Origin of the sequence: Desulfosporosinus acididurans (assembly GCF_001029285.1) — a bacterium.
GTDB classification, from domain to species: domain Bacteria; phylum Bacillota; class Desulfitobacteriia; order Desulfitobacteriales; family Desulfitobacteriaceae; genus Desulfosporosinus; species Desulfosporosinus acididurans.
Genome location: NZ_LDZY01000001.1, coordinates 349,406 through 362,550, shown reverse-complemented (window position 1 = coordinate 362,550; position 13,145 = coordinate 349,406). Strand labels below are relative to the sequence as shown.

Below are 13,145 nucleotides of genomic sequence, written 5' to 3'. Positions count from 1 at the left end.
AATGTATGGTTGAGAAAATTCAGATCTTTATCCAATCTTAAGACTTTTTACAAGTGAAAGCTTCGATGTGTAGCTTTAGTGGAATGAGTACACTATCTCAGAGATATTGCGCTATTAATTTAACAGCAACTAAAAGTGACATTGTGATAAAAATGGGTTTTACAAGAGCCGCACCGCGACGAATTGCAAGTTTTGTTCCTAAGAGTGAACCAAGAATCATAGAAATTGCCATTGGAATTCCGTAGAGGAAAAGAATTTTTCCATTCCATGCAAATAGTATCAACGAGGCAAAATTACTAACAAAATTCAATACCTTCGAGTTTGCTGATGCGGCAACAAAATCGAAACCGAAGAGGGATATGAAGGAGAAGATTAAGAAGGATCCGGTTCCTGGCCCGAAGAAACCATCATAAAAACCTAAAACTAAAGCAAAGAAGCAGCCGGCTATAAGTTTTGCAGGTATCAATTGTTGAAATTTGTTCTCCATGCCTAAGTTTTTATGTAGTATCGTATAAATACCGACAATCAGGACTAAGACTAAAACAGCTTTATTAAGAAATTGAGAGCTGACGCTGAGAACAGCCCAGACTCCCAGTAAAGCACCGATAAAGGTAAAAGGAATCTGCCATTTAACTAAAGGAAAATGTACTTTTCCTGAACGTGCGAAGGTTATGGAACTGTTTAGGGAAGCAGTGCAGGCAGCAAATTTATTAGTTCCAAGGGCAAGATGAGGAGGGACTCCAATTACTAATAATGCGGGAAGGCTAATGAGTCCTCCGCCCCCAGCAATTGCATCAACTGCTGCAGCAAAAAAACCCAGAGCGCTGATAATTAGAAGATTAAGCCACATATAAATACCTCTCTTTAACCAATTTGCCGAAGGCTTCTTTAGTATACCGCTAGAGAGACTATTCGTCATCATATTTTATCCTTTGGCAAGTAGCCTGGCACATTGTAGGCCTACTGATGGGATAAGCGAAGTTGTTGTAAAGCTAATATGGAAGTTAACTCTGCGGATTATGGAATTGTCTCATGACGTCGGGTGGAGGTAAGAAAGGGAAAAATAATGGATAAAATAATGGGTAAAATAATGGAAGCTTCTGATTTGGAGTTTATTTTTACTGCCTTGCAAAAAACGTTCCCTGATGCTCACTGCGAGCTTGAATTTCATACACCTTATGAACTGCTGATCGCAACGATTTTATCGGCTCAATGTACAGATGAGAGGGTGAATCAAGTTACGGCAGCGCTATTCCAAAGCGCAAATACCCCTGAAAGCATTCTTGCTTTAGGTTTAAATAATCTAGAACGTGAAATTCGGTCTTTGGGCTTATATCATAACAAGGCCAAAAACATTCTTGCTGCTTCACAACTATTGGTTGAAAAATACTCAGGAGTAGTTCCCAACACTATTGATTTATTGAGAAAGCTCCCTGGTGTAGGACGTAAAACGGCAAATGTTGTTGCAAGTAACGCCTATGGAGTTCCGGCCTTAGCGGTAGATACTCATGTGTTTAGAGTAGCTCATCGGTTAGGTTTAGCGGAAGGCAATACCCCAGAAAAAGTGGAAAAAGAATTAATGAATGTATTTCCGCGTGAACGTTGGTCGGATCTTCATCATTTATTTATTTTCTTAGGCAGACGCATTTGTTTTGCTCGAAAACCGAATTGCCCGGAGTGTCCTCTCCCATCGGTTTGTAAAATGTTCAAGAGTACTGAACTCTAATATGACAATATTCTTTAATCTTCTTTTTAAAGGCCTTTCATGTTAGAATATATTTCTAAACACATAGATAGTGTTTTGAAGGGGAACTTCCTATTAGTTAGATAAAAGTTAGGGAACAAAAAGTGGTTTGCAGCGTGAAAGAAATAGGAAAGTAAATCTATCTGAGAATCGAAAGGGTTGGAACTATGAAATTTATACGCTTTTTGGATCAGAAGAACGATATTAGATTTGGAGTTCTAGAAGGCACAAGAATTCAATTACTTGATCGAACGTTTCTGGATTCTCAAAGGCAATTGACTAATCAATGGGCGGAACTAAAAGAAGTTCGTATCTTAGCGCCGGTTGAACCTAGTAAAGTAGTATGTGTTGGCTTAAATTATTCATTACATGTCGAAGAAATAAAGCAATCATTACATCTTAAAGAAAAGGATTCTTCGGCACCTAACGATCCTGTTATTTTTTTGAAACCTCAAACCAGTGTTATAGGTCCCGAAGACAATGTTATTTATCCCAAAATTAGTCAAAGAGTCGATTTTGAAGCCGAGCTTGCTATAGTAATTGGGAAAACCATTAAAGGAGTAAATGAGGGGGAAGCCTTTGACGCCATCTTGGGATATACCTGCGCCAATGATGTAACGGCAAGGGATTTACAGCAAAAGGATGGTCAATGGACTCGCGGAAAATCCTTTGATACGTTTTGCCCGCTTGGTCCCTGGGTTGCGACGGATGTTGACCCAAGCAACCTGGATATTCAACTTTCCCTGAATGGAGAAATCAAGCAATCTTCAAATACAAAATATTTTATGGCCTCTGTACCTAAGCTTGTAAGCTTTATCTCCCAAGTTATGACCCTGTTCCCAGGTGATGTTGTACTTACTGGCACCCCAGAAGGTGTTGGCCCGATGCAGCCTGGAGATGAGGTCGTTGTTAAAATTCCGGCGATCGGTGAATTACACAATAGAATAATTGCTGAATGAGTTTCCTAAGAACGTTTAACTTGCTAAGGTAGAACCTATATAGGGGTGATGATATGATCCGAATTGGACATAACCCAAATACAAACATGTTACCGATGTTTCATTTTTTGCCTAAAGAACATCCACTTCTGACCTCGGTTACAGCAGAACCTACTGGGCATAATGCTATGTTGGCTAAGGGTCAGATAGATATGGCGCCAATCAGTGCATTTTCTTATGGCGAGCATTGGCAAGATTATTTTATTCTGCCTAACCTTTCGGTTTCCACGAAGGGACGAGTTGGGTCAATTCTTTTGTTTTCTAAAGTTCCTTTAGAGAATCTGGATGGTCTGACCGTTGCGCTAACAGATATGTCAGCAACCTCGGTTAATCTGACGAAGATCCTACTCCATCGCTTTTATGGAGTCTTTCCCAAGTATGTAACCTTGCCTTCAAATTTAAGCGATATGTTCCTGCAGGCAGACGCGGCTCTATTGATAGCCGATTCTGCAATTCGGTCAGCACAAGCGAAGCCGGATTGTTTGATTTACGATTTGGGGGCTGAATGGTTAAAACAAACAGGTCATTCTATGACTTATGCTGTCTGGGCTTTTCCGAAAAAGTTGTTGACTCAGCAGGCTGAAGAAATTAAGAATGTTTATCATCTGCTGTTGGAGGCAAAATCTAAAGCCTTGAAGCAAATGGAGGATATCGTTCAGGCTTGCCAGGTGATGCTCGGCGGATCCATTGATTTTTGGAAGGATTACTTTACACAGTTTCATTATGATTTAGACCCTGCATTATTGTCAGGGCTGCATAAATATTTAGATCTCTGTTATGAGGAAAAATTACTGCCTAGCCGTCCAATTATTGAGCGTTGGCCGGAGGAATAAGGTATGGGGTATTGGGTGTATCTTGCTCGATGTGGAGATGATACAATCTATACTGGTGCAACTACGGATCTCGAACGAAGAGCGCGCGAACATAATGGGAAGGGTTCTGGAAGGCAAGGGGCAAAATATACTGCGTCTCATGGCCCAGTATCCTTGGTTCAGGCTTGGGAGGTCAACTCTTGGGGGAATGCTCTGCGTTTGGAGTATGCTATTAAACGGTGTGATCGAGCGGAAAAACTTCGTCTAACAAAAGAACCTTGGGAAATTTGCCGTGTTGCTGAAAGACGACAGTTGACCTTCTGCATTTCAGTCGCGACAAAAGAACTACATCAAGTGAACTCGTTCAGGTAAAGCTGAACATCGTGCTGATTAAAGTATAAGGGTTAAAGACTATTTACCAAGAATGAGGTGGATATTTTGAGAATTGCCTTAATCGCCCATGATGAAAAAAAAGCAGAAATGATAGAATTTGCTAAAACGTATAAGGATCTTTTAGCTCAATGTCAATTAACAGGCACCGGAACAACGGGGAAATTAATTCAACAGCATGTAGGTTTGCCTGTGCAAGCGCTGTTGTCAGGTCCGATCGGAGGAGATCAGCAGATTGGCAGTCTCGTTGCGACCCAAAATCTGGATATGATTATTTTCTTGCGTGATCCTTTAACGGCTCAAGCTCACGAACCGGACATTGCGGCTTTGTTAAGAGTATGTGATGTACACAATGTTCCCTTGGCGACGAATCGAAAAAGTGCGGAAATTTTAATGGCTTATGTAAAACTTTGCTTAGAAGAGCTGCAGGTTAAATCAAGTCAAACGCTTTGAAGAAACGAATTAGGATTGTGTCATTAAGAAACTCCGCCAGAATGTGTGCGGAGTTTTCTTGCCGGGATGTCTAAGAGCTTATTTATGATTTAATTGAGCGTCGACCTTTATTTTAGAATAGAGGTTAAACGTTATATATACTTCCACCTAAAAATTCTCGGAGAATCGAGATAAAAGGAATTGAAGTAACATCCAGGGGACTGAAAAACGAAAGCAAGGTTAAGAGATGAGCCGCTGTTTGATAGTGAGGGGAATTGGAAGCTATCAAATGCAGAAGCTGTTCAGCATAGGGTCGAAGGGCATTCAATTCATAGAGAAGGCTCGAGTTAAACATAACATCTGCTTCCTCCTGATAGGGGAAAATATTTTGGTTTTCCCCGCGTCGAACACTCTCCCATTGTGCCAGTGTTCGCTCAGGATCAATACCGCGAAACTGATTGTCACGAACGATACGGCGAATAAGTCTGACTTCTGTTGTTGGGACTCTGGTATAGTCATCAATATTTAACTGGAATAAGGCACTGACATAGATCTTAAACATTTGGTTTCTGTCCAGCGAGGGTATTAAACTTGGATTGAGAGCGTGAATTCCTTCGATAACGAGGATTTCGTCAGGGCTAAGGTGTAATGGCTTGCCAACCGGAGACCTATGACCGCTGACAAAATCAAAGATGGGGGTTTCGACATGTTCGCCGTGAATCAGAGCATTAATATGGGCTGCAAGGAGAGGTAAATCTAGAGCTCTTAACGATTCGAAATCATATTGCCCATTAGCGTCACGCGGAGTTTCTTCTCGCGAAAGAAAGTAATTATCTAAAGAGAGAGCGATTGGCCGTAAGCCGCTGACACGCAGCTGTGTTGACAATCGTTGAGCAAAGGTTGTTTTTCCGGAAGAAGAAGGACCTGATATGAGAATGATACGGACATTACGCCGATGTTCATAAATTCGGTCAGCAATAGAAGAGATCTTCTTTTCGTGTAGGGCTTCTGCTAAGCATATAAGGTCATTTGAACCATCCGCAGATATGATCGAGTTGACATCGTCTACTTTAGTGAGATGTAAATTTTCCAGCCAACGCTGACTTTCTGAAAAGGTTGACGACAGTTTTTCCGGTGGCACAAAGGGAGCTAGGGTTTCTGGATGGTTAGCATTGGGAAAGAGTAAAATAAAACCCGGAGGGAAATGAATCAATTGGAAGTACTTTAAGGAACCTGAACGATTAAGAGGAGGATAAAGTGTTTTAATTTCTAGATTGTCCAAGCGGCAATGATATGAGTTATCTCGATTTGACTCAAAAGAGATGGGCTGATCCGCTAAAACCCAGTTTTTTAAAGTTTCCTCAAGTCTCATGACTTCCCTTGATGACATTAAAGAATCTTCAAGTTCACAATAGACTCCATCAAGGATAGAGTGGGAGATTTTAAGCTGTTCATCCGGAAAGAGCTTTTTTGCAGCTCCGATTAGGCCAAGGATCGAACTCTGACGATATCTGCGAATTGAGTAATCAGACATTCTGGCACCGCCTTTCAAGTGATGAAGTTGTCATTCTGATATTCCACATAATATTCCACATAATGTCTCAACTTTCCTTTAAGAAATAAGCAGAGAATTGCCTTTAATAATAGGAACTCAGCTAGGTTTGTCAATTTAGAAGGAATTTGGCCGCTTACCGCGAATATACTGCGAATAAGATGGTACATAAAAAACAAAATTAAAGTCAAGGAGGGAAATGAAATGTATGAAAGCACTCGGGGTAATTTATCGGGGCAAAGTGCTTCCCAAGCAATAGCATTAGGTATGGTACCCAAAGGAGGTCTATTTGTCCCATCGACGTTTCCCGCCTTAAAATGGCAAGAACTTCAAGGATTGTCCTATCGTGAAGTGGCCAAACGGGTTATGGCGGATTATCTACCGGATTTTCCTGAAGAAACTCTCGATAAAATTGTGAATGTTTACAATGATGGAACCTTTGACGGGCAAAATCCAGCGCCTCTCGCTTCAGTGGGCAATTTTGGAGTGCTTGAGCTTTGGCATGGTCCAACTTCGGCTTTCAAGGATATGGCTTTACAAGTATTACCTGACTTATTGAACGTTAGTCTAAAACATATAGGCCTTGATGCGGAAGTTTTAATATTAGTTGCAACGTCGGGAGACACAGGAAAAGCTGCCTTGGAAGGTTTTAAAAATCGTGAAGGTATGCATATCGCCGTATTTTATCCTCAAGGAGGAGTAAGTCCTGTGCAGGAGCGGCAGATGACCACTACTGAAGGATTTAATACCCATGTTATTGCTGTCAAAGGTAATTTCGATCAATGCCAGACCGCGGTTAAACAAATGTTCGCCTCGGAAGCTTTGAAAGCCAAGTTGTGGGAAAACAAGTTAGTGTTTTCTTCGGCTAACTCCATTAACTGGGGGAGGCTCTTGCCGCAAATTGTTTATTATTTTTGGGCCTATTTACAGGCGGTTGAACAGCAAAAGGTCGCTCCCGGCGGAGTAATCAATGTAGTTGTGCCAACCGGGAATTTTGGAAACCTCTTGGCAGCATACTATGCTCGGCGCATGGGTTTACCTATTGCCAAAATTATTTGTGCATCCAATAAAAACAACGTTTTAACTAGTTTTTTTGCAACGGGCGAATATCAAAGCCAACGTCAATTTTATCAAACAATTTCTCCATCTATGGATATTTTAATTTCCAGTAATTTTGAACGTTTCTTGTATGAGATGAACGGACGAAACGCTGACCTCATTAACAGCTGGTATGATCAGAAAAACCTGGGATCCTTTAAGGTTGATCCCCAAACTCTCAAAAATTGCCAGGAGATTGTTTTTGCCGGCTGGGCAGATGAAGATGAAACCTTAGCCACGATTTCCCATAGTTTTAAAGCATATCAATATGTTTTTGATCCTCATACTGCTGTGGGTATGAAAGTCTATGAAGACTATTGTACTTCGAGTCATGACACGACCTTCACTGTCATCGCATCAACGGCCAGTCCGTTTAAATTTGCATCTAATGTTTTAATTGCCTTAGAGGGAACTCAAGGGAAGCAGAGAGATGAATGGCAGGCCTTGAAAGGTTTGAGTCAATTAACAAACTGGGAAATTCCTCAAGGATTACAGGGTTTAGATAAAAAGAAAGCAAAGATCGTTGATTCCTGTCAACCGGAGAAGATTGTAGAAATGTTACAAGGATTATTTATCAAGTAAATATTTTCTGGGAACTAAGTTTAAGAAGGATGACTGTGAAGATATAAAAAGAGCCTTTTAGTATCATTATCATACTAAAAGGTTCTTTGCTGCTTAAGACTCCTAAAAAATAGTTTCATCAGGAAGGGCTTTGGGATAGGAACCCAGCAATTTAACGGAGATATTTTCTTCCCGTAGGGCCCAGAGAACTTCTTGGATGGGGGGAGCAAACACATAGCCATCCACATCAATGAAGAAGACATACTCGCCAAGTTTTCGTTTAGAGGGACGAGACTCAATTCTCGTAAGGTTAATAAGGCGCTTGGAAAATTCGCCTAGGATCGAATATAAGGATCCCGGAGTATTATTGGCAACGATGAGCAATGAAGTTTTGTCGTTTCCATCAGACATATCTGCCAGGCGATGGCCTACGAGGACGAATCTGGTAGGATTAAGAACGACGTCTTGAATACGTTCCGCGAGAATGTGGAGGTTATAGAGGCTGGCAGCTCGCCGCGGACCGATAGCGGCCCAATTTTCTCGAATTGAAGAGATTCTTTGTGCAGCTTCTGCCGTGCTAAGACAAGTAATTTGTTCAATCTGAGGAAGATGCGTTTCCAAAAAATCTCGACATTGGCCAAGTGCCTGTTCGTGAGAGTAAATGCGTTCAATTTGTTGCAAAGGCATCGGCTCGTGAGTTAGGAGGCATTGGTCAATGGGTTGGACAAATTCATAGCTGATAAAGAGATGTTCTGTTTGGCCAAGGATATCCATGGTTACGCCAACTTGTCCTTCTGTTGAATTTTCTAAAGGAATAAAAGCCCAGTCAATCTTCTTTTCTTCACAAGCAAGAAGCAGGCGCGAAATGGTGGGAAAGGGGATCAACTGCGGCGGGGATAGGCTAAATTCAGAATGGTCTGTTAGAAAAAGATGGATTGCCTCTTCAGAAAAACTTCCTTTTGGGCCCAGATAACCCATCGTAGACATGATGTTGTCTCCTTCCTCTATAAAAAATCATCTGTCCCCTCTTTCTAAAAGATGAAACAGACTTCGAGAATATCCTCATTATCTCTTATCATAATACAGATAAACCATGCCAGCAAGTCGTACAATAAAAGTATTTTAATAGTCACTTTGTTTAATAAGATACTTGCGCAGAGAGAAAGAATTTAGTAAAATTGAATCAGAAGGTTGGGGAACCTTCTAGGGGATCAGTGGACAAGGTGAAGAAGCAGGCAGTGGAACGTACGCTGCCTGCTTCACTTTTATCCTGTTAATGAGTGCTGACTATAAGAAAATGCTGAATATGGAGAGATGTAACGTTGGCATTGGAAATTGAACGGAAATTTTTGGTGATACAAGAGAACTTACCGGAATTGCACGGAGGTCAATACATAATTCAAGGATATTTATCAGAACTGCCGTCAATACGCTACCGTTTTCTTGAGGATTCTATTACGATAACCGTTAAAGAATTACGGTCTGATGGCAGCCGTCAGGAGATTGAAACATCCAATCCATCTTCAACTCAAGAAGAGCGGGATGCTCTAAAGAGGATATCTCTTGCCCCTCCAATCGAAAAAATCAGGTATAGGCTGCCTTATGGAAGCCTGATCTGGGAAGTTGATGTATATCAAATGGAAAATCAGGGCTTAATAACGGTTGACGTTGAAATACCTGAAGTGGGTTATCCCTTAACGTTTCCAAACTGGGTTAACTGGGAACGGGAAATCACCAATGATTCAAAATACTTTAACGTAAATTTAGCTAGAAAGCCATATACGACGTGGGCGATTTCCTAATTCGAGAAGTGGTTAAGACCTTTCACATAAACTTAATTAGGAAAATGGTATTTTTGTTGGGTATGTATATAATAAGTGTGACGAACATCAAGGAGGGAATTTTGTGGAACAGCGACGACTTAAGCTCAGAGAAGAACTTCCTGAGACCTCAAAATGGCGACTGGAAGATATATTCAAGACGAATGACTTATGGGAACAGGAGTATGCCAATATCGAAAGGCTTTTAGATGAAGGTAAAAAATTCGAAGGTCACCTTGGAGATTCTTCGAGTGTTTTAGTTTCTTGTTTTGATTGGATGGATGACCTCAGTTTACGAATTGAAGAAGTTTACTCATATGCCCGAATGCGCAGGGATGAGGATAATCGCCAGGCAAATTATCAAGCAATGACGGACCGTGCAGGATCTCTTGCAGTAAAGGTAAGCGGTGCAGTTGCTTTTGTTGTTCCTGAATTGTTAGCAATGCCCGAGGGAAGACTGAATGAATTTCGGGCCGAATCTGAAACGTTAAAACTCTATCATCATGCTCTTGAAGATATTCTGCGTAAGAAAGACCATATTCTTAGCTCAAGTGAAGAGAAATTATTGGCTGGAGTTGGCGAATTAGCCGAAGCGCCGGGTGCAATTTTTACAATGGCTAATAATGCAGATCTGAAATTTCCAGCAATTGAAGATGAAACAGGTCAAATGGTCGAGTTGACGAAAGGGAATTTCATTCATTTTATGGAAAGTTCAAAGAGAAACGTGCGTAAAGCTGCTTTTGAAACTCTCTATAAAACCTACGGCAAGCAGCGTAATACTTGGGCAGCAACTCTAAATTCCAACATCAAGTCAGATGTATTTTTTGCCAAAGCGCGTAATTATCATTCAGCAATAGAGGCATCCTTAGACGATGATCGTGTCCCATTAAAGGTGTACGATTCTCTAATTGATACTGTTCATGATTTTCTTCCCCAAATGCATAAATATATTCGACTGCGTAAGAAAGCTTTGAATCTCACAGAATTACATATGTACGATATTTATGTTCCTATCGTACCTGAAACAACGATGAAGATTTCCTATGATGAGGCTAAATCAATGGTTCTTAAAGGTTTAAAACCTTTGGGAGCAGATTATCTCAAGGTTTTGCAAGAGGGATTTGACAATCGGTGGATTGATGTATATGAGAATGAAGGTAAGACGAGTGGGGCCTATTCTTGGGGCACTTATCGTGCTCATCCCTATGTTTTATTGAATCATCAGGATACTCTTGATTCTATGTTTACCATAGCTCACGAAATGGGTCATTCGCTGCATACCTATTTATCTAATCATACTCAACCTCATCTTTATGCAGGTTATAAAATATTTGTTGCTGAAGTGGCCTCAACGTTGAATGAGGCTCTCGTGATGGAGCATCTTCTGGATGAAACTAAAGACACCAAAACTCTTGCCTATTTAGTAAACCATTATCTTGAGCAATTCAGAGGTACAATTTTCCGACAAACAATGTTCGCCGAATTTGAAAAGAAGACCCATGCAATTGTCGAAGAAGGTGGAGCTTTGACTGCAGATCAGTTTTCTGAAATTTATCGCGACTTAAATGCGGCTTATTATGGAGAAGATATAATATTAGACGAGGAAATTGCCCTTGAGTGGGCTCGCATTCCCCATTTCTATAATTCCTTTTACGTCTATAAATACGCTACTGGTTTTTCGGCAGCTATAGCCTTTGCAAGAGCAATTTTAAAGGAAGGCGAACCAGCTTTAGCTAAGTATCTTAAGTTTTTAAGCAGCGGCAGTTCAGACTATCCCATAGAATTGCTGCGAAAAGCCGGCGTTGATATGGAGACGCCGCAACCGGTTCGCGAAGCCCTTTTAGTTTTTGAAGAACTCATTGGTCGTTTAGAGGGTCTCCTTACTTGACAACGCAAGATTTTGAGGAGTAATATTAATGGCAATAGTACACGCCAGGGGTATTGAACGCTGAATGGGGGTGGACAACATGGATTTTCTAACAAGTCAAGGAAATTTTGAACAGGTTGTCCAAATTGCCAAAGGTTTCTATGCGCGCAAAGATCGGGCCCATGACTTAGACCATGCTTTAAGGGTTAGAGAGTGGGGTAAAAAGTTGGCTCTGGCAGAAGGCGCAGATGTAATAGTTATAGAACTTGCGGCTTTATTACATGATATTGGAAGATCAGGTGCTGTAGAAAAAACCCATGCCCAAAGCAGCGCAGGACTTGCAGATAACATTCTTCACAAAGCAGGATATCCTGAGACTGTTATTATAAGGGTAAAAGAAGCTATTATTGCACATTCTCGCGAAGAGGGGTATGAGCCTAAAACCCTTGAGGCAAAAATATTATATGATGCGGATAAATTGGATTTTGTAGGTGCCATCGGTTTGGGCCGCCTATTTACCTTAGGTGGAGTACAAGGTTGGCCCCTTGTGGGGGAAAATTCCTGTGAATCCTTCTATCAAGAGAAAATTCGAAGTTACCATGAGCATTTGTTTACCAAGTCGGCTCTAAATTATTTTAAGCCATTATTTTCCTATATGGAAGAATTTTGGCATAAATTACATAAAGAAATGATTTAAATTATTCCTTTTGGATAAGCTATGTATATTAGCTTATTTGGAAGGATTGATTTGAATGCGTTGGTTTTGGCGTGTTTTACTTCTCATAGGGTTTATAGCTGTTCTAAAAACTTACACGTTGACAGAAAAAAAAACGTTTATTTCTTGGCCTGAAGGAGATTGGGCCCAGAAATTAAACTTTGAAGTAAAACATTGGCAAGCTATTACGCAGGACCTTCCAGAAAGTTTGGAAGTCGAAGTACGACAATTTTTAAAGGATTTTCGTGTGTCCGGAAGCGGGGAAGAAGTCTAGGTTTTCGATTGTATATTATGCCTTTCGGTTTTATTTTAATTTCCCTTGGTCAAACGCTAAAAATATGGTATATTTAGGACTAGCGAGAAAAAAAGGAGTGAGATTTATGGTAGAGATTACAGAACTCGCAGCTCAAAAAGTTAAAGAAGTGCTTAAAAGTCAAAATAAAGAAAATGCATTTCTTAGACTTTATTTAGCAGGTGTTGGTTGAGGTGGGCCGAATTTCGGCATGACTCTGGATGAGTCAAAGACAACAGATGACATACTTGATGAAGGTTACGGCGTATCAATACTCACCGACAAGAAACTTTCCTCTTATTTAGAGGGTGCTACAATTGATTTCATTGATTCTAAGCAAGGCGGAGGATTCGAAATCCGCACAGCCAACCCTAGCAGTGACGGTTGTGGAAGCTGCGGCGGCGGTTGTTCCTGATATGTGTTTTTCAAAGAGAGCTCTCGGGGGCTCTCTTTTAGCATAATCGGTTCTCGGCATTTACCTTGGATATTGATGAACGATTGTTACGCTAAAATAATTATGTAAGTCTGCCCGGAAAGCTTATTAAAGTAATATAGGGAGGAAAACACTTATGACAATGATTCGCGAAGAGTCTGGACGTGCCATAATTACGGTTATCGGCAGGGATCAGATTGGTATCATCGCTTGGGTTGCAACGAAACTTGCTGAATATAACGTGAATATTTTAGATATTAGTCAGACAATCCTCAAGGAATTTTTTACAATGATCATGGTAGTCGATTTAAAATCGGCAACGTTGGAATTAGTTGAATTAGCCAATAGTCTTGAACAAGAGGGACTCACTAAAGGGTTACAAGTAAAAGTTCAGCACGAGGATATATTTACCTATATGCATCGCATTTAGC

At 40.7% G+C, this 13,145-nt stretch carries 15 protein-coding genes; 12 read left to right on the top strand and 3 right to left on the bottom strand.

Annotated elements, in window-relative coordinates:
- Nucleotides 1-97: 97 nt before the first annotated feature.
- Complete coding sequence (locus DEAC_RS01710) at nucleotides 98-850, bottom strand: TSUP family transporter (protein WP_047808279.1); 753 nt, start codon at nucleotides 848-850, stop codon at nucleotides 98-100.
- A 216-nt stretch (nucleotides 851-1,066) separates the two neighbouring features.
- On the opposite strand from DEAC_RS01710, the gene nth reads away from it, so the two are divergent.
- The 5 genes from nth (at nucleotide 1,067) to DEAC_RS01685 (ending at nucleotide 4,397) form a co-directional block, all read left to right on the top strand.
- Nucleotides 1,067-1,726 (top strand): endonuclease III, encoded by a 660-nt coding sequence (nth, locus tag DEAC_RS01705; RefSeq protein ID WP_047808278.1) that lies wholly within the window; start codon nucleotides 1,067-1,069, stop codon nucleotides 1,724-1,726.
- 185 nt (nucleotides 1,727-1,911) lie between these two features.
- Entirely contained in the window at nucleotides 1,912-2,703 is a 792-nt protein-coding gene (locus DEAC_RS01700) for a fumarylacetoacetate hydrolase family protein (RefSeq protein ID WP_047808277.1), read from the top strand.
- Nucleotides 2,704-2,756: 53 nt separating this feature from the next.
- A complete protein-coding gene (locus DEAC_RS01695) occupies nucleotides 2,757-3,575 on the top strand; it encodes a menaquinone biosynthesis protein (protein ID WP_047808276.1) in 819 nt (272 codons plus the stop codon).
- Nucleotides 3,576-3,578: 3 nt separating this feature from the next.
- Complete coding sequence (locus DEAC_RS01690) at nucleotides 3,579-3,926, top strand: GIY-YIG nuclease family protein (protein ID WP_047808275.1); 348 nt, start codon at nucleotides 3,579-3,581, stop codon at nucleotides 3,924-3,926.
- 66 nt (nucleotides 3,927-3,992) lie between these two features.
- A complete protein-coding gene (locus DEAC_RS01685; RefSeq protein WP_047808274.1) occupies nucleotides 3,993-4,397 on the top strand; it encodes a methylglyoxal synthase in 405 nt (134 codons plus the stop codon).
- A gap of 124 nt (nucleotides 4,398-4,521) precedes the next feature.
- Here DEAC_RS01685 and DEAC_RS01680 read toward each other — a convergent pair whose 3' ends face one another.
- Nucleotides 4,522-5,910, bottom strand: coding sequence for a uridine kinase family protein (locus DEAC_RS01680; RefSeq protein WP_047808273.1), 1,389 nt, complete (start codon nucleotides 5,908-5,910; stop codon nucleotides 4,522-4,524).
- A 222-nt stretch (nucleotides 5,911-6,132) separates the two neighbouring features.
- Here DEAC_RS01680 and thrC point away from each other — a divergent pair, with 222 nt between their 5' ends.
- Nucleotides 6,133-7,608, top strand: a complete 1,476-nt coding sequence (gene thrC, locus DEAC_RS01675) for a threonine synthase (protein WP_047808272.1) — start codon at nucleotides 6,133-6,135, stop codon at nucleotides 7,606-7,608.
- 102 nt (nucleotides 7,609-7,710) lie between these two features.
- Here the strand turns inward: thrC and pheA are convergent, their stop codons facing one another.
- Nucleotides 7,711-8,574 (bottom strand): prephenate dehydratase, encoded by an 864-nt coding sequence (pheA, locus tag DEAC_RS01670; protein ID WP_047808271.1) that lies wholly within the window; start codon nucleotides 8,572-8,574, stop codon nucleotides 7,711-7,713.
- Between the two features lie 335 nt (nucleotides 8,575-8,909).
- On the opposite strand from pheA, the gene DEAC_RS01665 reads away from it, so the two are divergent.
- The 6 genes from DEAC_RS01665 (at nucleotide 8,910) to DEAC_RS01640 (ending at nucleotide 13,144) form a co-directional block, all read left to right on the top strand.
- Nucleotides 8,910-9,389, top strand: coding sequence for a CYTH domain-containing protein (locus tag DEAC_RS01665; RefSeq protein WP_200903071.1), 480 nt, complete (start codon nucleotides 8,910-8,912; stop codon nucleotides 9,387-9,389).
- 103 nt (nucleotides 9,390-9,492) lie between these two features.
- Nucleotides 9,493-11,295: an oligoendopeptidase F gene (pepF, locus tag DEAC_RS01660; protein ID WP_047808270.1), complete on the top strand. Its 1,803-nt coding sequence runs from the start codon at nucleotides 9,493-9,495 to the stop codon at nucleotides 11,293-11,295.
- 79 nt (nucleotides 11,296-11,374) lie between these two features.
- Nucleotides 11,375-11,971 carry an HD domain-containing protein gene (locus DEAC_RS01655; protein ID WP_047808269.1) on the top strand — a complete coding sequence of 199 codons (597 nt, stop codon included), beginning with the start codon at nucleotides 11,375-11,377 and terminating at the stop codon, nucleotides 11,969-11,971.
- Between the two features lie 55 nt (nucleotides 11,972-12,026).
- Nucleotides 12,027-12,263, top strand: a complete 237-nt coding sequence (locus tag DEAC_RS01650) for a hypothetical protein (RefSeq protein ID WP_047808268.1) — start codon at nucleotides 12,027-12,029, stop codon at nucleotides 12,261-12,263.
- A gap of 106 nt (nucleotides 12,264-12,369) precedes the next feature.
- Nucleotides 12,370-12,696 carry a HesB/IscA family protein gene (locus DEAC_RS01645; protein WP_083995806.1) on the top strand — a complete coding sequence of 109 codons (327 nt, stop codon included), beginning with the start codon at nucleotides 12,370-12,372 and terminating at the stop codon, nucleotides 12,694-12,696.
- Between the two features lie 154 nt (nucleotides 12,697-12,850).
- Entirely contained in the window at nucleotides 12,851-13,144 is a 294-nt protein-coding gene (locus tag DEAC_RS01640; protein ID WP_047808267.1) for an ACT domain-containing protein, read from the top strand.
- Nucleotide 13,145 lies beyond the last annotated feature (1 nt).